Consider the following 23866-nt stretch of genomic DNA (forward strand, 5'->3'; position numbering starts at 1 on the left):
GACAAACAAGGAAGAAGCCGTCCGCAAGCCGGACGGCTTCTTTCATGCGTGCAGATCGGCCAAGGCCTCCTGCAATCCGGGGTAGGTGAATTGAAATCCGGCTACGAGCGCCGACGCCGGTATGACTTTCTGACCTTCCAACAACAGCATGGCTCTGTCGCCAAGCAGAAGTTTCAGGAGGGGAGCCGGTACGGGAAACCAGCTGGGGGTTCGGTGAACCCGTCCCAATGCGGCGCTGAATTGCTCGTTGGTTACGGGAAAGGGGCTGACCGCGTTGATAGGGCCGGAGATCGCCGGATTGTTGAGGCAAAAATCAATCAGGCGCACGATGTCGTTTATGTGGATCCAGGGAACCCATTGCTGTCCGGTGCCGACCTTCCCGCCGAGGCCCAGCCGGAAGGGAAGCCGCATCAGCGGATAAGCTCCGCCTTCGTTGCCGAGAACGACTCCGGTACGCAGCAGGATCAGCCGGCGGTCCCGGAAACCCTCCTCTGCGGCGGCTTCCCAGCGCTCCGTCACTTCCTGTAGAAAATCGTCGTCCACTTTCTTGCGCTGAGCCGATTCCGCAAATTCTTCGGTAAGTGAGGTGCCGTAAAATCCGACGGCGGAGGCCTGTACGACGGCTTGGGGGCCGGGACTTAGCGATGCCGCGAATTCGGCGACCTTTCGGGTTGTCGTCAACCGTGACTCCAGAATGATCCGCTTGGCTTTCGGGGTCCATCTTAGATTAAGTGAAGCGCCCGCCAAATTAACGAAGGCGTGAACTTCGCTCAACGGAGAAAGATCGTGTTCGAGTTCGTCCCACGTACAATGGATAAGGTCCGGCGCAGCGGAGTGGAGCTCGCGGTTCCTGTTTTTCCTGGAAACGACGACGACCTCGCCGCCCTCTCTCAACAGATAGTCCGTTAGAGCCCGGCCGATAAATCCCGTTCCGCCAAAGATGGCGATTTTCACAAAAATCCCCCTTTTAAAAATCCGGACCTGCAGTTTCAGGACCGGATGCCGTTTATCAATAGACTATTTGTTCATTAAATGCCGGTATGGCTGGTAGTCAATTTGATTCTTCTCCAGAAACTGAATCAGAAACTTATTGTCCCGTTTTGGGGTGGCTGTAATATAACCTTTAATACAGTGATCCCGGGTTACCTCGGCGGCTTCTTCCTCCAAGGCGATTCGGCCAATTTCCGCAGCGATCGAATGCTTGGCGATATCGCGGAAAGGTCCGGGCACCGGCTGTACCAACAGATTAAGAAATGCCTTGGCATCGTCACTCCAGAGATGCCGGCTTTTCTCGACCCAGTGGTTTTGCCAGTCCAGCTTGGACATGCCGTCTGCTTTGGGAAGCACTTTCAAAAATTTCCGGAACATAAAAAAACCGCCGATCGACATCATGCCAAGCAGCACAAAACCCCAGAAGACAATCGTATTCAAGAACAGGTTACTCGGTCCCCCGGAAGATAGTGGGAGCAGCAATGCCTGGTAGGGCATGGGTACAATCACCTCGATATTCTAACTGTGATATTTCTCATTGATAAAAATTATAACGCATTTCCAACCTTGTGACGAGACTTCTCGTTAATAGATTTCTTGCGGGGTTGAAGGCTTGGCCTAGCTTTATTTTGCTATTCAAGATAAAATAGGGATGTTTAGCGATTTACTGTCCAAAAGGGGGAAGAGAAAAATGCTTAAAATAGGCTCCCATGTTTCGTTTTCGGACAAAGGGCTGTTAAGCGCAACTTCGGAGGCGTCTTCTTACGGCTCCAGCTCGTTCATGATATATACCGGCGCACCGCAAAATACGCGCCGCAAGCCGATCGAATCGATGAATATCGAAGCGGGCAAGGCGGCGATGGCTGCGGCGGGGATCGACGAAATCGTCGTCCATGCTCCATACATTATCAACCTCGGCTCGTATAAGCCCAATACGTATCAGCTCGCGGTGGATTTTTTGCAGGAGGAAATCCGGCGGACCCATGCCCTGGGCGTGCGGAATATCGTCCTTCACCCCGGCGCGTTTACCGATAAAGATGCGGAATACGGCGTTGAGCGGATTGCGGAAGGTTTGAATGAAGTGCTGAACGGCACCGATGAAACCGAGGTCAATATCGCGCTTGAAACGATGGCGGGGAAAGGGACGGAGGTCGGCCGGAGTTTTGAAGAGATTGCGGCAATTATCGACAAGGTGCAGCATAATGAGCGCCTGACGATCTGCATGGATACCTGCCATATTCATGATGCCGGATACGACATCGTCAATGATCTCGACGGCGTGCTTCGCCAGTTCGATGACCTGATCGGTCTGGATCGGCTTGCGGTCGTCCATATCAATGACAGCAAAAATCCGATCGGCTCGCGCAAGGACCGCCATACCCCGATCGGCAGCGGATGGATCGGCTTTGAAGCGATCAACCGCGTCGTGCACCACGAGGCGCTGCAGGGACGTCCTTTCATTCTCGAAACGCCGTGGGTCGGCAAGGACCCCAAAACCCAACGCCCGATGTATGAAATGGAGATCGCCCTGCTTCGCGGGGATTTGGCCGGACGTTTCGGCGAGAGCATCTTGACCGAGGTGGAACAACTGGGCGCGTTTTTTGCCGGCCAGGAAATTCACCCGCGCGCGTTCGTGCTGGACACCTGGAATTTGCTGAAGAGCGACGCCAAGGCGAAGAAGGCTGATCCGCGGGAGCCTTTGGAACGGCTTTACGACCTCGTAACGGCCCACAATCTGTTTCCGGATTATAATGAGGAACAAATCAATCAGCGCCTGGTGGCCTGGCTCGCTACGGCACAAGGATAAGAACGACTACAGGGGGATGTAGAAGAAAGATGGAGACTCATATCAAAGCCGGCGGCCGCCCCGCCAAACCTTACGAAAGCAATCGCGCCCGGATGCTGATTTCTTGTCCGGACGGCCCGGGTATCGTTTCGGCCGTATCGCGTTTTCTTCATGAGCACGGCGCGAATATCGTTCAATCGGATCAATATACGATGGATCCGGAGGGCGGCATGTTTTTTATGAGAATCGAGTTTGATCTCGAGCAGTTGGAGGACCGGGCAGCCGGACTTCAGTCGGACTTTGCCGCAATCGCGGACAAGTTTAACATGCAATGGAACCTGTATCAGCTGAGCCGCAAGAAAAAGCTGGCGATTCTCGTCTCCAAGGAGGACCACTGTCTTGTCGAGCTTTTGTGGCAGTGGCAGGCGGGAGATCTGGATGCCGAAATTTCAATGGTGATCAGCAATCATCCGGATATGAAGGAATATGTCGAGTCTTTCGGAATCCCTTATCATTATATTCCGGTGACACCGGAAACGAAGAAAGAGGCCGAGCGGCAGCAACTGGACCTTGTCAACGGAAAAGTGGATCTGATCGTGCTGGCCAGATACATGCAGATCGTATCGCCCGCCTTGATCGAACCGTACCGGAACCGGATCATCAATATTCACCATTCCTTCCTTCCGGCCTTTGTCGGCGGGAAGCCATATTCCCAAGCTTATGACCGCGGGGTTAAAATCATCGGTGCGACGGCTCATTATGTGACCGAAGAGCTTGACGGCGGACCGATTATTGAACAAGACGTTCAGCGGGTCAGCCACCGTGACAATGTGGGAGAACTGAAGCGCATCGGAAGAACGATCGAGCGCGTCGTGCTCGCCAGAGCGGTGAAATGGCATATCGAGGACCGGATTCTGGTTCATCAGAACAAAACCGTTGTTTTTAACTAAATATCGCATGTTCCACCGCGCGGCAGACCCCAGTTTCTGCCGCGCGGTTTTGGTTTTTGGGGAAACTTTTTGCATCCCCTGCCCGTTAAACATTAAAGAAGGATTCTATGGATGGGAACTTGTTTAGTTCGGAAAGGGGAAACTTGTGTTGCTTTCAATAAAACGATACGCCTTGTACGCATTCCTGGGATGGATGCTGACGGCATTTTGCGTCGCGGGAATCCCGGCGTCCGCCGCGGAGGCCGGACCGAAGATCACGATTCAAAGCGAAGAGGGCTTTGGCGGACTTTTCAAATCAAATGAATGGATTCCCTTAAAAATTTCGCTGACAAGCGATCAGGACATCTCCGGGGAATTGGTGGTGCAAACCGCAGTTCCTTTTTCGGGAACCCGCATCTCTCGCGTGCAACAAGTGGATTTGCCGGCGGGAACAACGAAGGTGGTCACCTTCGGCATCGAGGGCGACAGCTTCAGTAAAAACAATAATGAAATCCGGTTCTACGAAGGTTCGGCCGAATCCGGGGAGTATATTCCCTTTGCTTCCGGGACCCCTTACCTGCAAAGCGCTTCCGTTCGGGGAACGCTGATCGGCGTACTGGCCGCCGACCCCGATACGATGAACTTTCTCGCCGCACTCAACGGAAACGCCAATCAGGCGGTGATTGCCCCGCTAAAAGGGAGTGATATTCCCAAAGAGGCGGCACTGCTCGGCAGCCTGGATGTGCTCGTTATGAACAATTATCCGGCTGACAGCCTGACAAAGGAACAGGTGGAGGCGATCCGCTCTTGGGTCGACGGGGGCGGCTCCCTCGTTTTGGCCGGCGGGCAGGGTTATCCCAAGACCGCAAAGGGATTTGAAGATCTCTCCCCGGTCGAGTACAAGGGCAGTACGGATGTGTCCTCCCTGCCGAATGTAGCGAAGGCCGGCGGGAAGCCGCTTGCTTTGGGCGAGCCTTTTCCCGTTTCCGAGGCGACGTTGAAGAAGGGGGCGAAGGCGGAGATCGCGGAGGGCTCCCTGCCCCTATTCGCCTCTTGGTCCGTCGGTAAAGGGAAGGTCTACTACGCTGCCTACGATCCGGCGATGACGCCGCTTCAAGGGTGGTCGGGACATCCCGAAGTATGGAGCGGGCTGCTGCGTGAAGAGATTTCCGCAAACCCGGGTTCCTTGGGCCAGGGCGGAATGCGTTCCGGCAGCAACCCGATTTTCAACATCAGTTATTTGCTGGACTATTTCCCGTCCCTTACGCTGCCTCCTTTTTCCATGTTGTTCTGGCTGCTTCTCGGATATGCCGTCCTGGTGGCACCCGTGCTGTATTACGTTTTGAAAAAAATCGACAAGCGCGAGTGGGCCTGGGGGCTGATTCCGCTGATCGCGGTGTTGGCCAGCGGTGCCGTCTACATGACGGGAACGAGCGGCAAATCGAGCGTGCGCAGCCATACGTTGAGCTTTGTGGAGCTGGACGGAAAGGGCCGGGCGCTGAACGCCACGGCATCGGCTTTGTTCGTGCCCCGGGGCGGTACTTATAATGTTTCGCTTCCGGCCGGTACCTTTGTCTCGGTGTCCCGGGAGGACGGTTTGATCTCCGGCGGACAGGGTGGGCAATCGAACCGTCAACTGGTCAGAGTAAAACAGGACGCAACCGAAGTGAAGCTCCGGGACATGACGCACCGTTCCTTGGCCAAGCTGTGGTTGGGCGAAACGGTTCTGCCCGAATTTGGCGCCATTAAAATTGAATCCTCGTACGATGCCCAGGGGCGCCTGACCGGCAAGGTGACGAATGAAACAAATACCGACTTGAATAAGGCGGCAATTCTTTCTGCGGGTAAAGTCTACCGGATTGGCGATCTCCCCCAAGGGAAGACCGTGCAGATTCCGGCGGCCGACGTTGCCGTTTATACGGGGGATTACGGTTCCTCCCTATATCCGCCGACGGGGAACAAAGAGGATTATTTGCTGGAACGGCAAAGAGGCATGATCAACTATTATATGGACTCACTCTCCTCCAGGGGAAAAAATACATTTATCGGCTGGAGCGAGGAGCCGCTCGACCAAGGCCAATATGAAGTGAACGGAAAAACGCCGCAAACCGACCGGCTCAATTTGGTTGCCCAGTCCTTTGTTCCGGAATTTGAGCAGAACGGAGAGGTCTCGATTCCGTTCGGGGTGACCGAGGCGCGGATTACGGAGGTTACGGCACAGGAATGGGGGACGGAAGGAGCAAACCGGGTCAATATGTCGAGCGGAGAGATGACCTTGGAATACACCCTGCCGGATCTTGGCGACATCCGGGTATCCCGGTTGACGGTCCGCTCCACCTATCCCGGGGACAAAACCACGGTATCGATTTGGAACCAGGAGGTCGGGAAATGGGAGAAATTTGACCTTGGAGCCAAGTTCGAGGCCGACCTTACCAAGAAGGCAAGCGCTTATGTGCGCAGCAGGACCGTAAAAATAAAAATTGCGGCCGGAGAATGGACCTACTTCGATTTGCCGGAAATTTCGCTGAAAGGAAAGCAAAAGCGATGATTGAGATCAAAAACTTATGCAAGACGTACGGCGGTTTTGAGGCGCTGAAGTCGGTGAATCTCACCATATCGAAAGGCACGGTGTTCGGTTTTGTCGGACCGAACGGAGCGGGGAAAACGACCACAATGTCGATTTTGGCCACTTTGCTGGCCCCCACTTCCGGATCGGCCAAGGTCGGCGGCTTCGAAGTGACGGAGTATCCGCACGAGGTTCGCAAGCGAATCGGGTACATGCCGGACTTTTTCGGAGTTTACGACCAGTTCAAGACGACGGAGTATCTCCATTTTTACGGGGCCAGCTACGGCATACCGAGGGATGAAAGAGAGCGCCTCATTCCGCAGTTGCTTGAGCTCGTTAACCTGAGCGACAAAAAAGATACCTACGTTGACAGCTTGTCCCGCGGCATGAAGCAGCGCCTCTGTCTGGCCCGGTGCCTGGTGCACGATCCCGAGGTGCTGATTCTGGACGAGCCTGCTTCAGGGCTCGATCCCCGCGCACGCATCGAAATGCGGGAAATCCTGAAAGAACTGAAGTTGATGGGCAAGACGATCATCATTTCATCGCATATTTTACCCGAACTGGCGGAAATGGTCGATGAGATCGGCGTGATCGAGCACGGGACGATGATCGCCCAAGGGCGGGTCAGCGAGATTCAGGACCGGCTCCGGGTAAAAAGAGTGCTGCATATCCGCGTCATCGACCGGGCCGATGAGCTGGCGGCACGGCTTAAGGACGAGGCGCATATCAGCCAGGTACTGCACGACGAGTCCGGCGTTCACGTTCATTTCGGCGGAGGCGATGCGGAACAGTCGCAACTGCTGGGCGGCATCATCGCATCGGGATATCAAGTCATTTCCTTCCATGAGGCCCAAAGCAATCTGGAGGACGTCTTTCTGGAAATCACGAAAGGGGGGGCGGGACATGAACTGGCGGAAAATGTGGATTAATCCCGTCCTGGATAAGGAATTCCGGCTGAGAATGCGTACGCCCCGGGCGGCGGTGGCGGTGCTTAGCTATGTAATGGTCATGGGGCTCCTGGCGATGGGGATCATTTACGTGATGACCTCCGGCAGCATGGGGCGGGCCGGGAGAATCGATCCGGGCAGCAGCCGGATGATGTTTTATGCGCTCAGCATCGCGCAGCTCGTTTTGATCGCTTTTATGACACCGGCGCTGACGGCGGGGGTGATCAGCGGAGAGCGGGAAAAGCAGACGCTGAACATGCTGCTGACGACGCAGCAGAGCTCCGCGACGATTATTTTAAGCAAACTGGTCTCCTCGCTTGGCTTCATGACGCTCCTGATCGTGGCGACACTGCCGGTTTACAGTATCGTGTTTCTGTATGGCGGGGTTTCCCCGAGCCAACTGCTTTCGGTCTTCTTTTTCTACCTGTTTGTCATGCTGCTGTTGGGATCGATCGGAGTTATGTGTTCTACCTTGTTCAGAAGAACGATAGTATCCGTCATTATGACTTACGGCATGGGGCTTGTTATCTTTCTGGTGACCGGGCTTGCCTATCTGTTTGCTTTAAGCATAGAGCAGGCGCGCCAATACACGATGCCGCAAGTCATTACGCAAACTTATTCCTGGATCGGTTATTTGCTCGGGCTGAACCCGGCGGGCGCCTTGATTAGCATATTGGAACCGTCATTCTCGGAAAACGCCTTTCTGGTTCGTGGGAGCAACCTTCAGACAACGGCGCCCATTCAGTTGTGGCAAGAGTTTGTGCTTGTTTATTCTGTAGTGATCGTCGTTTTTCTCTGGATTGCGATCCGCAAGATCCGGCCGGTGAGAGGCAAACGATTCCGCACCAATAGTTCGGAATCAGACGGTGAAACGACCGGCAAGGTGATGCGGAAACAGACTTGACCTTAATCCAAAACGGACAATGGAAGGAGGCGGCAGATATGGAGGAAGAGTTCCGGCGTCAGTTGAATGTCGTCCGCCGGCGACTGCGGTGGTTTCGCGAACTGGACGGCATGAGGAACGGCTCTCTGGCGGGGCTTGCCGCCGCCCTTCTCTGGCTGGCTGCCGGGAGGCTATGGCCCCTGGAAGGGCTATGGGTTTATGCGGCGGCCAGCTTAGGTTTATGCACAGCGGCCGGCTGGCTGCACGGCCGCTTAAGCAAGGTGCCGCTCACGGAAGCCGCCCGGACGATGGACCGGGCGAACCCGGGGGAGGAGCGGCAGGATCTCATGGCGACGGCGCTGGCCTTCGTCGGAGAAGATACGCCGATCGCCCGTCTTCAACGGGGACAGGCGGAGGCGTACGGCGAGGTCTATGTCGGAGCGCTGAAGCAGCGCTTGCCGCTGCCGCGCCGCCACTACTGGCGGATTTCCGCCGCCTTAGGCCTGCTCGCCGCGCTGCTGCTGGCACTGCTGCCGAATCCGATGGACGAGGCGGTGCGACAGAACCGCCAAGCTCGCGACTGGATTCGCACTCAGCAGGCGGCAACCGAGCTTAGGCTGGAGCAGTTGAAGGCGGAAACGCTGGATCCGCAGGCGAAGACGGCGTTGGCCGAGGAGTTGGCCGAGCTCCGCCAGGCTTTGCTGCGGAACCGGGACCCGGGCAAAGCATTGGACCGCTTGGAGGAAAAAATGCAAAAGCTGGACGAGATGGCGGAGAAGCTGGAACTGGGGCAGCGCCGGCGCGCGGATTGGCTTGAAGCCTGGAAAAGCCGCGCGGACACGGCGAAGCTGGGCAAGGCGCTGGAGATGAAGAGCCCGAACGAAGCCGTTAAGGCGGCGGACGAGCTGAGACGGAAGCTGCCAAGCCTTACCGTGGAGCAGCGGGAGAGCCTGGCCGAAGCGCTGCGGCAGCTGGCCGAAACCGCGCCCGCCGAGGGTCCGGACGCAGAGCGGCTGGCGGAAACGCTGCGGAAGGCGGCGTCCGCGATCGAGAGCGGTGAGGCCGCCGGGATGGACCAGGCGCTGAAGGAACTGGCCGAAGCGATGGAGTCCGAGATCCGCGCCGCGGCGGCCACATCCGGCCAGGCCGCGGCCGCCGCCGAACTCGCGGCGGTCCTGGCGGAGCAGGGGCTGGATTTGGCGGAGGACATGGCCGCCTCCGGGCTGGCCGTTTCGGGCGCCTGGGGCCAGGGCGGCCGGGCGGAGCGGCTGGCGGCGGGAAGCGCTCCTGCCGGCGGGCTTGACGCTGGCGGCGATGGAGCCTCCCCCGGAGCCGCTTCGGGAGAAGGCCGCCCGGGCGGCAGCGGTGCCGGTACCGGAAATGGCACCGGCAGCGGCCCAGGCGCGGGCGCCGGCCAAGGAAACGGAAGCGGGTCCGGCGCCGGTCGGGGCCAGAGCCCGGGAGGCGGTCAAGGCCAAGGCTCCGGCGCCGGGCTGGGCAGCGGCGGGCGCACGCTGGTGACGACGCCGCGCAGTATCCAGGACGGCGGACGGGTCGAAACCGACGGGGGCCCCAGTACCGGCGGCAGTGTGCAAAAGGGCGGCAAGTCCCCCGTTCTGGATGGCGTCAGCCGCCCCTATGAAGAGGTCTACAGCGACTATGCGGCCGAAGCCAAACGGTCGCTGGAGCGAAAAGATCTCCCGCAGCGCATGCAGGGACTGGTCGAGCGTTATTTTACGGAAATTGACCCGGGATCTTGACCGTTAATTGGTGATGTCATCTAAGGAGGAGATATGTGATGTTGGAGCCGATGCCGCAAGTAAAGGCTTGGAGCGATACGATATCGGCCGTTCGCGAGCAGGTTGGCCGTGTGATCGTGGGACAGCGGGACGTGGTGGAGCAGATGTTGTGGTGTATTTTTGCCGGCGGGCACGCGCTGTTGGAGGGGATTCCGGGTCTGGGAAAAACCGTGTTGGTCCGGACGATTGCCGATACGCTCGATCTATCTTTCTCGCGGATCCAGTTTACGCCGGATTTGATGCCGAGCGATATCACCGGGACGAATGTTATAAGGTTCGGACCGCAGGGAGCGGCGGATACAGTATTCCAGCCGGGCCCCGTGTTTAACGGCATCGTGCTGGCGGACGAGATCAACCGGGCTTCCCCGAAAACCCAAAGCGCCCTGCTCGAAGCCATGCAGGAGCAGACGGTTACGGTGGGCGGGGAGACGCGGAAGCTGCCGCACCCTTTTTTCGTGCTGGCGACGCAAAACCCTCTGGAGCAGGAAGGAACCTATCCGCTGCCCGAGGCCCAACTTGACCGGTTTATGCTGAAAATCCAGGTCGGCTATCCGTCCCCGGAGGAGCTTAAGGAGATCGTCCGCCGGACGACCTCGGCCGCCCCGCCGGTACCGGATCGGCGGACCTCGGTCGCCGACCTGCTGGAGATCCGCCAGGTTGCCAAGGAGGTGCTGCTTGCCGACGAGGTGCTGGATTACGGCATCCGGCTCCTGATGATGACGCACCCGGAAGAACAGGCAGCACCGGAAACGGTGCGCAATTATGTACGGTTCGGGTCGGGCCCGCGCGGCATTCAATCGATCATTGCGGCGGCCAAGGTGCGGGCGATCTCCAAAGGGCGTTTGCACGTTTCAACCGGCGATATCGCGGCGGTTGCGGTGCCGTCACTGCGCCATCGGCTGTTCCTCAACTTCGAAGGTCAGGCGATGGGCATATCCACGGATACAATCGTTGAGGAAATCCTGGCCGCGCTGGAGGGCTCCCGATGAATCAGCCGCTGCTTCCGCCTTCCCTGCTTCCCCGCTTAGAAAGGCTGTCCCTGAACTCCGGACGGCAGGTCAGGGGGACGGCCCAAGGCAAAAGACTATCCGGCCGCTTCGGCACGTCCCAGGAGTTTGCCGATTACCGGGAATACACGCCGGGCGATGATATCCGCCGCTTTGATTGGGGGGTCTACCGGCGGACCGGCCGCCCTTTTGTCCGCCAGTATTGGGACGAGCAGGAACTCATGGTCAGCCTGTATCTGGACATATCGGCATCGATGGATTTCGGCGAAGAGAACAAGCTCCATTACGCGAAAAAACTGGCGGCGGCGATCGGCTATATGGCCTTGGCCGCCGATGATCGGGTAGAGGGCGCTTTGTTTACGGATGCGATCCGGCAAAAACTTCCGGCGGTGCGCGGCAAAGCCTCGGCCCTCCGGTTGTTCCGGTTTCTCCAGGAGGCCGAACCTTCCGGTCCGGGGAACCTCCGGTCCGCGTTGCGGAGTACAGCTTCGCTGCCCGTCCGTCCGGGAATGACCTGGATTTTCTCCGACTTATGGTTGGAGGACGGGGTGGATGCTCTGAAAGACGCGCTATCCTATTTGATGGCCGCAGGTCAGGATATCGTCCTTGTCCACGTCGTATCGCCGGCGGAAATCAAGCCGTTGTTTAGCGGGGATTTACGGTTGGTGGACAGCGAACTGGGGACGGGCAAGGAATTGGCGATAAGCGGACGGTTTCTGGAGAGCTATGCGGCAGAGTGGAAAAATTACACCGGCCGCATTTCGGCTTTTTGCATGGAGCGAGGTATTCGGTATGTCATCATTCCCACGGATTTGCCGCTGGAGAAGGGGATTTTTGAGACGCTTCGCAGGGCGGGGATTCTTGGTTGATATACTACGTTCATGAAGAAATGAAAGGGGGAAGCGCGGATGGAATTCGCCTCCTGGGCAGGTCTCTGGTTCGGCCTGGCCTTGCCGGTGATCGTCATCATGTATCTGTTTAAGCGAAAATATACCGACACGCTTGTCCCCAGCCATATGCTGTGGAACCGGGTGCTGCGCAATATGGAAGCGAACCGCCCGTGGCAGAAGCTGCAGAATCGGCTGCTGCTTTGGCTCCAGTTGCTTGCGGCCGCCCTGCTCGTGGCTGCGCTGATGCTGCCTTTCGTACGGGTGCAAGGCGGGTTTCAAGGCCATACGGTCATTATTATGGATACGTCGGCCAGCATGAGCGCAGCCGCGGAGGCGGGTCCAACCGGCGAAACCGGGTCGGAAAGCCGGTTGGACCGGATGAGAGACCTACTCGTCCATTACATCGGAAGCAAGGGGTCCAATGAGGAGATCACGCTTCTTCAACTCGGCGGCAAGCCCCGGGTTTTATTGTCAAGGGAGCTTGACAAGGCCAAGCTTCGCCAGGCGGTGTCGGGGATTTCTCCGGATTACGGCAGGGCGGCTTACCGGGAAACGCTGTCCCTGGCCTCAGCGTTGACCCGAAGCGATTCCCGGGCGCGCATTGTGCTTTTTTCGGACAGCCCCTGGAACGAGGTCGTCGCGGGCAAGCAAAATACGGGAACCATAGTGCCGGTGGAATACGTTCCGGTGGAAGCGGAAGGGGAAGTCCGGAACACGGCCATTGAACAATTCGGAGTCAAATCGCCCGAAAATTCGGAAGCGAACGTGACCGGGGTGGCGGTGGTCAAGAACCACGGCAGCTTGGAGACCAAAGCGACGCTGAACCTCTACGGGGACGGTGAACTGCTGGCGACAGAACCCGTGGCGCTTCAAGCGGGGGCAAGATCGACCGTTTCCTTCGAAGGTCTGCCCGCGGCAGACGTTTATCGCCTGGCGGTCGAGGGAGCGGATGCGTATGCCCCGGACGATGAAGCTTTTGCATTTAGGGAGCGGGCAAATTCCCCGAACGTGCTGCTCCTTTCCCCGGGGAATTTGTTTCTGGAAAAAGCGTTGCAGCTCACGGGAGTGCGACTATCGCGAATGCAGCTTCCCGCAGGCGAAGGCGATGGTGCGGAGGGGAAAGCCCCCGCGCTTCCGGAGACTCGTCCGGATCTTATCGTCGTGGACGGTCCACTGCCGGATCTCGTGCAGGAAGGGGAGTGGGCTGTACTGCTTAAGGAAACGCCGCTTTGGAGTTGGGAGAACGGCGGTGGCAAAATCCGCCTCGAATCGGGGGAGATTCAAATTGCGGAACACCCGGTTACTCGGTATCTGACGATGACGGACCCGCCGGCGGGACAGCTCTGGCCAGCGAAGATACCGCCTTGGGCCAAGCCGATCTGGACGATCGGAGGACAGCCTGCAGCCTATGCGGGAACGGAGAACGGCGTTCCCCGCCTCGTTTTTTTGTTTGATCTGAAGGACGGGGATCTTCCCCTGCGCCCCGAGTTTCCCATTCTCGTGAAAAACGCCGTGGAGTGGCTGCAATTCGGAGGAACGGCCGGACTGGGGAGGGCGGTCGCCGGGAGCGAACTGGAGATTCCCTTCACAGCGGACACGGCCAGGGCGGTTTGGGCTCCGCTCGAAGGATATGCCGCCCGCCAAGGGACCGGTGAAATCCCGGTATCCGCAACCGAGGGAGAGTTCTCCGCCCGCCAGCAGGCTCCCGGTGTTCCGGGATTATGGAGCTTGCGGACCCTTGGAAATGACGGAACAGAGCGCCCGGGCTTTCTGCTGGAAGTGACGGCCGATCCGGCGGAATCCTCGCTGCGCGGCCCTGCCTTGCCGGAAGCGGCGGGGGCTCCGCCGGCTGGCGGGGGAATGAGCGAGGCCCCTCAGGAAAAAGGGGCGGAAACGACCCAGAGACAGCCCAAAACGCCGTATTCTTTGGTCTATCCGGCCGTAATCCTGGCTATCGCTGCGATTTTGACGGAGTGGGGGGTGTACCGGCGTGGGCGTTCAATTTCATAATCCTTGGGCACTGCTGTTGCTGCTCCCGTTGGGCGCCTTTGTTTTTTACGCGCTTCGTTCCGACTTCGGGCTGAAGGGGGGCCGCAAAAAATGGGCCGTTGCCTTGCGAACCGTTATTCTTACGCTTCTCCTGTTGATCCTGGCCGGGTTTCAAACGTACACACTGGTCAAGGAGAAGGAGATTGTATTTCTGGCTGATCGCTCGGACAGCATCGAGGAAGCGGATTCCGCGCAGGAATGGATCCGCAAGGCCGCGGCGGCAAAAAACGACGGAGATCGGGCGGGCGTCGTTTCCTTCGGTCTGGACGGTATGATCGAGAAAAACCTCGATGCGCGCCCCGTTTCAGATTTAAGCCTGGGGGCGGAAGTCAATCGGGGGTTTACCAATCTGGAGAAAGGACTTCAAGTCGCGGGCAGTCTGTTTGCAGGCAAGGAGAACCGAAGAATCGTGCTGATTTCGGACGGCGGGGAGAATGTCGGCGATGCGGCTGCGGAAGCCGCACTGCTGAAAGAACGCGGAATCGCGGTCGATGTGGTGAAGAAAACGCCGCCGCGGCATACGGACGCCGCCATTGAGGAATTTATTCTTCCCGAGCAATTGTATCCGGGAGAATCCTTCGCTTTTGAAGTGCTGATCCGCAGCACCTTTGCCGGTGAGGGCGAACTGCGGCTATATGAAGACAACCGGGAAATCGGCCGGCATGACATCGCGCTCGAACGGGGCGACAACCGCTTTTCCTTGCAGGGACTGGCCAGAGAACCGGGGCTGCACCGCTACCGGGCCGAATTTTTTGCGGATGGGGACGAACGCGCCGAGAACAATGCCCATTATGCGTTCACCCGGGTGGAAGGCGAGCCCAAAGTGCTGATCATCGAGGGAAAGCCGGGGACCTCCTCCAATCTGGAAAACGCGTTGAAATCCGGGCTGATCGATTACGAGGTCATTCTGCCCGGCATGCTGCCCTCGGAGCTGGTCAAGTACGCCGGATATGAAAGCATTCTGTTCAATAATGTGTCCGGCGAGCAGGTCGGAGGCAAACAAATGGAACTGATCGAACAGGCGGTCCGATCCTTTGGCATTGGCTTTATGATGATTGGAGGCGAGGACAGCTTCGGAATGGGCGGTTACTATAAAACGCCGATCGAGCAGTTGCTTCCCGTTTCCATGGAATTGGAGGGAAAAAGGCAGATCCCTTCCCTGGGGCTGATCCTGGTCATCGACCGGTCGGGCAGTATGGCGGGGGATAAACTGGAGTTGGCCAAGGAATCGGCGATCCGAACGGTGGAACTGCTGCGGCCGAAGGATACGGTCGGCGTGATCGCTTTCGACGATCAGCCATGGTGGGTGGTCGAGCCCCGGACGCTGGACGACAAGGAAGCGGTGATCGCTCAGATCAGCGGCATTCCGGCCGCGGGAGGGACAAATATTTTTCCCGCCGTATCGGAGGCCACGGAGAAAATGCTGGCGGCCGAGGCGCAGCGGAAGCATATCATCCTGCTGACGGACGGTCAATCCGCCGTAAATTCGGGTTATGACGACCTTCTGGAAACAATGGTGGACGGGAAAATCACGATGTCCACCGTGGCGGTCGGCGAGGATGCCGACGTAAATCTGCTGCAGCGTTTGGCTAACGGCGCCAAAGGCCGGTATTACCTTGTGGAGGATGCCACGACGCTGCCGGCCATTTTCAGCCGGGAGGCCGCGATGATCGCCAGAACGTATATCGTCGACCGCCCGTTCGTCCCTGCGCTTGTGGAACCGGGGGATTGGGGCGGCTGGTTCCGGAACGGGACGCCGCGCATTTACGGGTACGTCGCTGCCACGCCTAAGCTTACGGCTCAGACCGTGCTGTCCAGCCCCGAGCCCGATCCGCTGCTCGCCAGGTGGCAGTACGGTTCTGGGCGAACGGTTGCCTGGACCAGCGACCTGACGGGGAAATGGTCGCGGGATTGGGTCAAGTGGCCCGAATTTCCCGGGTGGTTTGCGGAAATGGTGAAGTGGACCTTTCCGCAATTCTCCGCTTCCCCGTATGAAGTGAACACGACTGTAATGGGAAATGAAGTGCATTTTGAAGTGACGGCGGAAGGAGCGGACGCTCCCGAAGAGCTGGAAGCGGTCGTCACCGGGGAGGAAGGAGGGGAGCGGGACATTCCGCTGATCCAGATCTCTCCGGGCGTTTATTCCGGATCGACGGATATCCGAACGCCGGGTTCCTTTTTGCTCCACCTGCAGGCCAAAGATGGCGGCGGTGAAGCGCTGAACGGAAGCACGGGCACCGGCTTCGTCGTGCCGTACTCGCCGGAATTCCGCATTCCGGCCGGTGGGGCACAGGACGACAAGCTGCAGGCTTTGGCCGAGCAGACCGGCGGCCGGGTGCTGGACTGGAACGACCCGGAGGCGGCGTTCCGGTTTAAGGCGCAGCCCGAACGGTCGCTGCGCGGCTGGGAGCGCCCGCTGCTGATCGCGGCGCTGCTGCTCTGGCTCGCCGACATCGCCGTCCGGCGTCTGGCGCTGCCATGGTCCCGGCTGGCGGCGTTCCTTGCCGCCGTCAGCCCTTGGCGCCGCCGCGCCCGCGCGCTCGCGGCGGAACCGCCCGCTGCGTCCGCCGCCGGGGCGGACGCCGGGCTCGCCCGGCTGGCCGCGCGGAAGACGCGCGCGGCCGCCTTTTACGGCGCGGGCGCCGACGGCGCTGCTGCCGCCGATGCCCCGCCGCAGACGCCGGCCTCCCCTCCACGGGAGGAGGCCGGCCCGGAGGCCGCGCCCGCCGGAGACGGAGGCGCGGACCGGCTTGGCCGCCTGCTGGAGGCCAAGCGGCGCGGCGGCCGATAAGCGCTTGGCGTTTCGCTATATTTCATAGATTTTGTCCGCACCGGGAGGATCGTTCTTTTTGGCGCATGGAGGTATTCTTGCCTCTCTCATGGGAAAGCTATGGACGATTGTTGAGAAAGTCATCTTGTTCTGGAAAAGAGATGCAGGTAGTGGTACAATAGATAAAGTCAAAATGATCTTTTCAATATGAATGTTTAACTTAGCAAGCTCCAGTCTTTCTTGATGAACAAGTATTTTTCCATGACCAAGGAGGAAAAGAAATGCCATTGTCAGACAACAACACGATTGAAAATTTGTCGATTACTACGATTCGTACGCTGGCGATCGATGCCATCGAAAAGGCGAAATCCGGCCATCCGGGGATGCCGATGGGCTCCGCGCCGATGGGTTATCAGCTGTTCGCCAAAACGATGACGCACAATCCGGATCATCCGACATGGATCAACCGCGACCGTTTCGTATTGTCGGCCGGACACGGCTCCATGCTGCTGTACAGCTTGCTTCACTTGTCCGGATATGATCTTCCGATGGAAGAAATCAAGCAGTTCCGCCAATGGGGCAGCAAAACGCCGGGCCACCCGGAATTCGGGCACACCGCGGGCGTTGACGCTACGACGGGTCCGCTCGGACAAGGGATCGCCATGGCGGTGGGAATGGCGCTTGCCGAAACCCAACTCGCTGCGACTTACAACAAGGGCGATCTGAAACTGATCGATCACTATACTTACGGGATCTGCGGCGACGGAGACTTGATGGAAGGCGTTGCCAGCGAGGCGGCCTCCTTGGCGGGTCATCTGAAGCTGGGAAAGCTGATTTTCCTTTACGACTCCAACGATATTTCGCTGGACGGCGAGCTTAACCTCAGCTTCTCCGAGAAGGTAAGACAGCGTTTTGAAGCTTATGGCTGGCAAACGCTTCTCGTCGAGGACGGCAACGATCTGTCCGCCATTGCGGCTGCGATCGAAGAAGGCAAGCGTGACACGGAGCGTCCGACCTTGATCGAGGTGAAGACGGTCATCGGTTACGGCAGCCCGAACAAGCAAGGCAAGGGCGGTCATGGCGGTACGCACGGGTCTCCGCTTGGCGCGGAAGAAGCCAAACTGACCAAAGAATTTTACAAATGGGTTTATGAAGAAGATTTCTACGTTCCGCAGGAAGTTCGCGAGCATTTCGCTCAAGTCAAAGAGCGCGGCATCGCGGCGAACAAAGCTTGGGACGAGACTTTTGCCAAATATAAAGCGCAGTATCCGGAACTGGCCGCCCAATTCGAAAAGGCTTTGGCCGGTGAACTTCCGTCCGGCTGGGATAAGGATCTGCCGAAATATAGCGCCGACGATAAAGCGCTGTCCACCCGCGTCGCTTCCGGCAACGCGCTGAACGGTCTGACCGGCGGCGTACCGCAGCTTCTCGGCGGCTCTGCCGACCTGGAAAGCTCGACGATGACGCACCTTAAAGGTCTTTCGGTTTATACGCCGCAAAGCCGCGAAGGGCGCAACCTGTATTTCGGCGTACGCGAATTCGGCATGGCTGCGGCGATGAACGGGATCGCGCTGCATGGCGGACTTAAAGTGTTCGGAGGCACGTTCTTCGTGTTCACCGATTATCTTCGTCCGGCTGTGCGTCTGGCCGCACTCATGAAGCTGCCTGTGACCTACGTTCTCACGCACGACAGTATCGCCGTTGGGGAAGACGGTCCTACGCACGAGCCGATCGAGCAATTGGCATCCCTCCGCATTATTCCGGGTCTGACGGTCATTCGTCCTGCCGATGGCAACGAAACGTCCGCCGCTTGGGCCTACGCGGTGGAGAATACCTCCAATCCTGTGGCTTTGGTGCTGACGCGTCAAAACCTGCCGATTCTGGAGAAGACGCCCGCACACGCGCGCGACGGCGTAAAACGCGGCGGCTATGTCGTGTCGGATGCCAAGGACGGCAAACCGGTTGCGCAAATTATCGCCACCGGCTCCGAAGTGCAGCTTGCCGTTAAGGCTCAAGCCGCTTTGGCGGAGGAAGGCATTCATGTCCGCGTCATCAGCCTGCCGAGCTGGGATCTTTTCAACAAGCAGGATCAGGCTTACAAAGATTCCGTCATTCTGCCTGAGGTGAAAGCCCGCGTCGCCGTGGAAATGGCGCATCCGTTCGGATGGGAGCGTTATGTGGGCGAGAAGGGCAGCGTCATCGGCATCGACACCTTCGGAGCTTCCGCGCCCGGGGACAAGGTGATTGAAGAATACGGCTTTACCGTGGCCAACGTGGTGAAGCATGTCAAGGAACAATTGAAATAACATCAATCGGATCATGTCCGAGGGGAGCGGGAAGCGTGGAGCAATTCAAGAATGTAACTGTAGACAAGGCTGCCAACATTTATTTTGACGGCAAAGTAACAAGCCGGACGGTATGGCTGCAGGACGGAAATAAAATTACGCTCGGAATTATGCTTCCCGGCGAGTATGAATTCGGCACGGACTCGCTGGAAGTGATGGACATTCTTTCCGGAGACTTGAAGGTCCTGCTTCCGGGCGAGACGATCTGGAGAGAGATCAGCGGGCGCGGTACGTTTACCGTGCCGGCGAACTCCTCCTTCAAGCTGGTGGTCCAGCGTGTTACGGATTACTGCTGCTCTTACGGTTCAGGGGCTTAAGTTAAAGTTGGATCTCTTCCAAAAGGCAGGTACATGCTTAGGCTGTATCTGCCTTTTCCCATACGGAAGGTTGCCTTGGGCAGCATGGTTATGCTATTACTGGAAACATGGACTTATTTCAGTTGATATACTAATAAGCATCGAGTGCGTATACGGACAAGGAGAGGAACTACTATGGCATTTACACCTGAAAGTACATCGGTAGGCTTTATCGGAATCGGGGTTATGGGCAAAAGTATGGCCGGTCATATACAAAAGGCCGGTTACCCGCTGCATGTGTATACCCGAACTCCCGCAAAAGCGCGGGAGCTGGTCGAAGGGGGAGCCGTATGGCACGAGACGCCGGGAGACCTGGCCGCGGCGTGTGATGTGGTCTTTACGATGGTCGGTTATCCGAAAGATGTGGAGGACATTTATTTGGGCGAAAACGGGCTCGTGGACCGCGCCAAGCCGGGAGCTTATCTGATCGATATGACGACCTCGAGTCCGCTGCTGGCCGGGCGGATTTACGAAGCCTGCGCCGCCCGGGGGCTTCACGGTTTGGACGCCCCGGTTTCCGGCGGGGACATCGGTGCCCGCGATGCCAAACTCTCCATTATGGTCGGCGGCGATGCGGCGGACTTTGAGGCGGTGCTGCCGCTTTTTCGGCTGATGGGCAGCAACATCGTGCTTCAAGGAAAAGCGGGGGCCGGGCAGCACACGAAAATGTGCAACCAGATCGCCATCGCCTCGGGGATGATGGGGGTCAGCGAGTCGCTGGCCTACGCGCGGAGCGCGGGGCTTGACCCGGAAACCGTACTGCGGAGCATCGAAAGCGGAGCCGCGGGCAGTTGGTCGCTTAGCAATTTGGGTCCGCGCATGATTGCGGGGAATTTCGAGCCCGGTTTTTACGTGAAGCATTTCATTAAAGATATGGGGATCGCCCTGGAATCGGCGCGGGAAATGGGGCTGGATACGCCGGGGCTGGCTCTCGCTGAATCGCTCTATAAGCAGCTTGCGAATGAGGGCTACGAGGATAAAGGAACACAGGTGCTTTTTAAGTATTATACGGAGCGGTAAAATAGAGCGGGAAGCCTTTTTCACCCTTGGAAAGGTGTATAAAGTACCCTTGTTTTCACGGGTGTTTTACAGTATCCTAGTTACAAGTTAATGCACCATGGTTGTCCTCTGGATAGGCAGTGAGACCAATAAATAGATGGAGGTAATTATCAGCATGTCTAAAAAAGTAACGTTCGATTACAGCAAAGCCTTGCAATTTGTCGGTCAGCACGAAGTGGATTATTTGGAAACCCAAATTCGTGCGGCTCACGAGCAATTACATAGTGGGACAGGCGCCGGCTCCGATTTTCTAGGTTGGATCGACCTCCCTACGGCATACGATAAAGAAGAGTTTTCCCGAATTCAGAAAGCCGCTGCCAAAATCCAAAGCGATTCCGAGGTTCTCATCGTGATCGGGATCGGCGGTTCCTACCTTGGCGCTCGCGCGGCGATCGAGTCGCTTTCGCATTCCTTCTATAATTTGCTTCCTAAGGACAAGCGTAAAACCCCGGAAATCTATTTTGCCGGCAACAACATCAGCTCTACTTATGTCAATCATCTCCTCGATCTGATCGAAGGCAAGGACTTCTCCATCAACGTCATTTCGAAGTCGGGAACGACGACGGAACCGGCAATTGCCTTCCGGATTTTCCGTGCGGCTCTGGAGAAGAAATACGGCAAAGAAGAGGCCCGCAAGCGGATTTATGCTACTACCGACCGCGAGAAAGGCGCCCTGAAGAAGCTGTCCAATGAAGAAGGCTACGAAACATTCGTGATTCCGGACGATGTTGGCGGACGTTACTCCGTTCTGACGGCGGTAGGCCTGTTGCCGATTGCGACAGCAGGCATTAACATTGAGGAAATGATGCAAGGCGCGGCCGATGCGTCCAAGGAATACAGCAATCCGAATCTGGCCGAGAACGCCAGCTACCAATATGCGGCAGTCCGCAACGCGCTGTACCGCAAAGGGAAAGTGACGGAAATCCTGGTGAACTACGAGCCTTCCCTGCATTACGTGTCCGAATGGTGGAAACAGCTCTACGGCGAGAGCGAAGGCAAGGACTTCAAAGGAATTTTCCCGGCTGCGGTGGATTTCTCGACAGACCTGCACTCCATGGGTCAATTTATCCAGGAGGGCAACCGCAACATCTTTGAAACTGTCATTCAGGTTACCGAAGTACCTAGCCACATTACGATCGAATCCGATCCGGCGGATCTGGACGGCCTTAACTTCCTGGCCGGCAAAACGCTCGACTTCGTCAACAAAAAGGCGTTCCAGGGCACATTGCTGGCCCATACCGACGGTCAGGTTCCGAATTTGGTCGTAAATGTTCCGGATTTGACTCCATATTCCTTCGGTTATCTGGTATACTTCTTTGAAAAGGCCTGCGGCATCAGCGGCTACCTGATGGGCGTAAACCCATTCGATCAGCCGGGCGTAGAGGCGTACAAGAAGAACATGTTCGCTCTGCTGGGCAAACCGGGTTACGAGAAAGAGAAAGCGGAACTGGAAGCAAGACTTTCCGAGTAATCGACCAGCCTTTATACAAGGCAGGAATAAAGCCGCCAGGAAGCAGTTCACCGGATTTTTCCGGCTGGGCTGCTTCTTGGCACATTCAAAGGGACGGAAATGAGATGCTGGAACGTTACAAAACGGTGCGTCAAGCCGGAGAAAAGGAAATCGTGATCAAGAAGTCGAGATTTATCGGCCAGATCAAGCCGGTGGAGACGGAGGAAGAGGCCGTAGCTTTTATTGAAGAAATTAAGAAACGGCATTGGAACGCGACTCATAATTGCTCGGCGTATATGATCGGGGAAAGGGATGAAATCCAGAAGCAGTCGGATGACGGGGAACCTAGCGGGACCGCCGGCAAGCCGATTCTGGAGGTCATTCGCAACCAGGGGCTCAAAAATGTGGCCATCGTGGTTACCCGTTACTTTGGAGGTATTATGCTGGGGGCCGGAGGGCTGATCAGGGCCTACACGGACGGGGCCGTCGCCGCGACGGAAGCCGGGGAAGTCATTACGCGCGTTCTGCACCGCGAGATTCTTGTGGAGCTGGATTATACCTGGCTCGGCAAGGTGGAGAATGAGCTTAGAAACCGGGGCATCCGCACAGGGGAAACCGGGTTTGCCGATAAGGTAACATTGCGTTGTCTGCCTTTGGAAGGAGAGTCGGAAGTTTTTGTGGCATGGATGACCGATCTGACTCAGGGGCAGGCCAAGATGACGGAAGGTGACAAGGTCTACTTTATTGAAGGGGAATAAAGCCTATGGCAAGAAGAGCAGTAGAGCAGGAGTTGTCAAGGGAACGAATTATGGATGCGGCGAGACATCTTTTTATCACGAAAGGCTATCGCGGAATTTCCATGAGGAGCATCGGGCAGCATTTAGGCTATAGCCACGGCTCCCTTTACTATCATTTTAAGGAAAAAGCGGAATTGTTCTACGCCATCGTCGTGCAGGATTTCAATCATTTGGCGCGGTTGTGCGAACTGGTGACCAAACGCCCGCCGAGCGAAGGCTTGACGAAGGTAGAGCAGTTGATGCTGGAATTCATCAAATTCGGTTTGGAGCATCCGTACCAATATGAAATCATGTTCATGCTACGGGACGAGGAGATTCTGTCTTATTGCCGGGCCGAGCAAGCCAAGTGCTTCGACATGTTCGACCGGATCGTCCGCAGCTTTTTGAAAGAGGAGCGGCATCCTATGGAGGATAATCCGTCCTTGCCGCTGAGCATGTTTTTGGGGATTCACGGATTCATCTCGTTCTATATCCAAGATCGCCTCACCTTCGAGGAGATTTCACCCGCCGCTATAGCCCACGTAAAAGTGTTAAGTCAAAGCAGCTATCGATTGACGTCTTAAGACGTTTTTGTTTTAAGTCTCTACTTTAATCATTTACTCTGTCATAGCTGTACTCCGTCATTACGTTGCTTTAATAACGTTATCGACTTCCTAATCGTAATTGTCCTCAAACGTTGGTATCGCCCGAAATGAATAAGGACGTGGGTTCTCCCGGGAGATCCGCGTTCTTTGTTTGTTTTTGACGCTTTTATGCAGCTAGTTCCTGTTCCGCAATAATGCCAGCTTATGCTTAAGCCGCTGTTTTTTCCTCTCCACACTGGTAACTCTCCGAAAAGTCAGAAACGATAAAATCACATAACACATATAGTCCATGGCCAGGGTATCGGCATGATCATCAGAAATGATTCGCTCCATTGATTCCATTCTCCTTTGGGAGTTTTTAGGGAAGTTTGAACGCACGACTATTACCGACCTGTCACCGCCTTAGCGGTTTTTTGGGGCGCTATACGGTCAGAACCGGGCCGAAGCAGGCCCGGAAGCAGGCCAGAACCAGGTTCGAAGCATCTAACGGAAATAGTAGCCGCTATTCCGTCCAAAGAGGCCGATTGGGAATTCTAACGGAAGCAGTAGCGGCTATTTATTCAAAAACAGGTCTTTTTGGCGGGAATGAGCCCGAATAGGCGCTATTATTTCCGTTAGAGCTCCGAAAATGGTAAAAAGCGCGAAATAGCCGCTATGAT

General features: G+C 57.0%; 19 protein-coding genes. 16 read left to right on the forward strand and 3 right to left on the reverse strand.

Annotated elements, in window-relative coordinates; all coding sequences use genetic code 11:
• Window positions 1-42 precede the first annotated feature (42 nt).
• Window positions 43-954 (reverse strand): TIGR01777 family oxidoreductase, encoded by a 912-nt coding sequence (locus V4U88_RS13100; RefSeq protein ID WP_334073695.1) that lies wholly within the window; start codon window positions 952-954, stop codon window positions 43-45.
• A 63-nt stretch (window positions 955-1017) separates the two neighbouring features.
• Window positions 1018-1488: a DUF2621 domain-containing protein gene (locus V4U88_RS13105; protein WP_334073696.1), complete on the reverse strand. Its 471-nt coding sequence runs from the start codon at window positions 1486-1488 to the stop codon at window positions 1018-1020.
• Window positions 1489-1681: 193 nt separating this feature from the next.
• Between V4U88_RS13105 and V4U88_RS13110 the strand changes: the two genes are divergently transcribed.
• The 16 genes from V4U88_RS13110 (at window position 1682) to V4U88_RS13185 (ending at window position 23186) form a co-directional block, all read left to right on the forward strand.
• Complete coding sequence (locus V4U88_RS13110; protein ID WP_334073697.1) at window positions 1682-2797, forward strand: deoxyribonuclease IV; 1116 nt, start codon at window positions 1682-1684, stop codon at window positions 2795-2797.
• Between the two features lie 29 nt (window positions 2798-2826).
• Window positions 2827-3726 carry a formyltetrahydrofolate deformylase gene (gene purU, locus V4U88_RS13115; RefSeq protein WP_334073698.1) on the forward strand — a complete coding sequence of 300 codons (900 nt, stop codon included), beginning with the start codon at window positions 2827-2829 and terminating at the stop codon, window positions 3724-3726.
• A gap of 148 nt (window positions 3727-3874) precedes the next feature.
• Entirely contained in the window at window positions 3875-6253 is a 2379-nt protein-coding gene (locus V4U88_RS13120) for a DUF7408 domain-containing protein (RefSeq protein ID WP_334073699.1), read from the forward strand.
• Window positions 6250-7200: an ABC transporter ATP-binding protein gene (locus V4U88_RS13125; RefSeq protein WP_334073700.1), complete on the forward strand. Its 951-nt coding sequence runs from the start codon at window positions 6250-6252 to the stop codon at window positions 7198-7200. Before V4U88_RS13120 ends, V4U88_RS13125 begins: the two co-directional genes overlap by 4 nt.
• The gene (locus V4U88_RS13130) at window positions 7175-8122 is read left to right on the forward strand and encodes an ABC transporter permease (RefSeq protein ID WP_334073701.1); all 948 of its coding nucleotides are present in this window, start codon (window positions 7175-7177) and stop codon (window positions 8120-8122) included. The genes V4U88_RS13125 and V4U88_RS13130 overlap by 26 nt, the downstream gene beginning before the upstream one ends.
• A gap of 38 nt (window positions 8123-8160) precedes the next feature.
• A complete protein-coding gene (locus tag V4U88_RS13135; RefSeq protein ID WP_334073702.1) occupies window positions 8161-9861 on the forward strand; it encodes a phage tail tape measure protein in 1701 nt (566 codons plus the stop codon).
• 38 nt (window positions 9862-9899) lie between these two features.
• A complete protein-coding gene (locus V4U88_RS13140) occupies window positions 9900-10889 on the forward strand; it encodes an AAA family ATPase (protein WP_334073703.1) in 990 nt (329 codons plus the stop codon).
• Window positions 10886-11776, forward strand: coding sequence for a DUF58 domain-containing protein (locus V4U88_RS13145; RefSeq protein ID WP_334073704.1), 891 nt, complete (start codon window positions 10886-10888; stop codon window positions 11774-11776). The genes V4U88_RS13140 and V4U88_RS13145 overlap by 4 nt, the downstream gene beginning before the upstream one ends.
• 39 nt (window positions 11777-11815) lie before the next feature.
• Window positions 11816-13807, forward strand: coding sequence for a vWA domain-containing protein (locus tag V4U88_RS13150; protein WP_334073705.1), 1992 nt, complete (start codon window positions 11816-11818; stop codon window positions 13805-13807).
• On the forward strand, window positions 13788-16637 hold the full coding sequence (locus V4U88_RS13155; RefSeq protein WP_334073706.1) for a VWA domain-containing protein: 2850 nt from the start codon (window positions 13788-13790) through the stop codon (window positions 16635-16637). Before V4U88_RS13150 ends, V4U88_RS13155 begins: the two co-directional genes overlap by 20 nt.
• 260 nt (window positions 16638-16897) lie before the next feature.
• Window positions 16898-18922, forward strand: a complete 2025-nt coding sequence (gene tkt / locus V4U88_RS13160; protein WP_334073707.1) for a transketolase — start codon at window positions 16898-16900, stop codon at window positions 18920-18922.
• Between the two features lie 35 nt (window positions 18923-18957).
• Window positions 18958-19278: a pyrimidine/purine nucleoside phosphorylase gene (gene ppnP / locus V4U88_RS13165; RefSeq protein ID WP_334073708.1), complete on the forward strand. Its 321-nt coding sequence runs from the start codon at window positions 18958-18960 to the stop codon at window positions 19276-19278.
• Window positions 19279-19452: 174 nt separating this feature from the next.
• On the forward strand, window positions 19453-20337 hold the full coding sequence (locus V4U88_RS13170; protein WP_334073709.1) for an NAD(P)-dependent oxidoreductase: 885 nt from the start codon (window positions 19453-19455) through the stop codon (window positions 20335-20337).
• 154 nt (window positions 20338-20491) lie between these two features.
• Window positions 20492-21847 (forward strand): glucose-6-phosphate isomerase, encoded by a 1356-nt coding sequence (locus V4U88_RS13175; RefSeq protein WP_334073710.1) that lies wholly within the window; start codon window positions 20492-20494, stop codon window positions 21845-21847.
• Between the two features lie 104 nt (window positions 21848-21951).
• Window positions 21952-22584 carry a YigZ family protein gene (locus tag V4U88_RS13180; RefSeq protein ID WP_334073711.1) on the forward strand — a complete coding sequence of 211 codons (633 nt, stop codon included), beginning with the start codon at window positions 21952-21954 and terminating at the stop codon, window positions 22582-22584.
• Between the two features lie 5 nt (window positions 22585-22589).
• The gene (locus V4U88_RS13185; RefSeq protein WP_334073712.1) at window positions 22590-23186 is read left to right on the forward strand and encodes a TetR/AcrR family transcriptional regulator; all 597 of its coding nucleotides are present in this window, start codon (window positions 22590-22592) and stop codon (window positions 23184-23186) included.
• Between the two features lie 195 nt (window positions 23187-23381).
• Here V4U88_RS13185 and V4U88_RS13190 read toward each other — a convergent pair whose 3' ends face one another.
• The gene (locus tag V4U88_RS13190) at window positions 23382-23540 is read right to left on the reverse strand and encodes a hypothetical protein (protein WP_334073713.1); all 159 of its coding nucleotides are present in this window, start codon (window positions 23538-23540) and stop codon (window positions 23382-23384) included.
• Window positions 23541-23866 lie beyond the last annotated feature (326 nt).

The organism is Paenibacillus sp. A14 (assembly GCF_036864815.1).
In the GTDB taxonomy this organism is placed as follows: Bacteria; Bacillota; Bacilli; order Paenibacillales; family Paenibacillaceae; genus Fontibacillus; species Fontibacillus sanfengchensis.

Bases quoted from the DNA above. Each gene is read 5' to 3' on its own strand.
- V4U88_RS13170 (WP_334073709.1), top strand. From the start codon at position 19,453: ATGGCATTTACACCTGAAAGTACATCGGTAGGCTTTATCGGAATCGGG.
- V4U88_RS13190 (WP_334073713.1), bottom strand. From the start codon at position 23,540: ATGGAGCGAATCATTTCTGATGATCATGCCGATACCCTGGCCATGGAC.
- V4U88_RS13140 (WP_334073703.1), top strand. From the start codon at position 9,900: ATGTTGGAGCCGATGCCGCAAGTAAAGGCTTGGAGCGATACGATATCG.
- V4U88_RS13150 (WP_334073705.1), top strand. From the start codon at position 11,816: ATGGAATTCGCCTCCTGGGCAGGTCTCTGGTTCGGCCTGGCCTTGCCG.
- V4U88_RS13125 (WP_334073700.1), top strand. From the start codon at position 6,250: ATGATTGAGATCAAAAACTTATGCAAGACGTACGGCGGTTTTGAGGCG.
- V4U88_RS13180 (WP_334073711.1), top strand. From the start codon at position 21,952: ATGCTGGAACGTTACAAAACGGTGCGTCAAGCCGGAGAAAAGGAAATC.
- V4U88_RS13130 (WP_334073701.1), top strand. From the start codon at position 7,175: ATGAACTGGCGGAAAATGTGGATTAATCCCGTCCTGGATAAGGAATTC.
- purU (WP_334073698.1), top strand. From the start codon at position 2,827: ATGGAGACTCATATCAAAGCCGGCGGCCGCCCCGCCAAACCTTACGAA.
- V4U88_RS13175 (WP_334073710.1), top strand. From the start codon at position 20,492: ATGTCTAAAAAAGTAACGTTCGATTACAGCAAAGCCTTGCAATTTGTC.
- V4U88_RS13105 (WP_334073696.1), bottom strand. From the start codon at position 1,488: ATGCCCTACCAGGCATTGCTGCTCCCACTATCTTCCGGGGGACCGAGT.
- tkt (WP_334073707.1), top strand. From the start codon at position 16,898: ATGCCATTGTCAGACAACAACACGATTGAAAATTTGTCGATTACTACG.
- V4U88_RS13135 (WP_334073702.1), top strand. From the start codon at position 8,161: ATGGAGGAAGAGTTCCGGCGTCAGTTGAATGTCGTCCGCCGGCGACTG.
- V4U88_RS13145 (WP_334073704.1), top strand. From the start codon at position 10,886: ATGAATCAGCCGCTGCTTCCGCCTTCCCTGCTTCCCCGCTTAGAAAGG.
- V4U88_RS13110 (WP_334073697.1), top strand. From the start codon at position 1,682: ATGCTTAAAATAGGCTCCCATGTTTCGTTTTCGGACAAAGGGCTGTTA.
- V4U88_RS13185 (WP_334073712.1), top strand. From the start codon at position 22,590: ATGGCAAGAAGAGCAGTAGAGCAGGAGTTGTCAAGGGAACGAATTATG.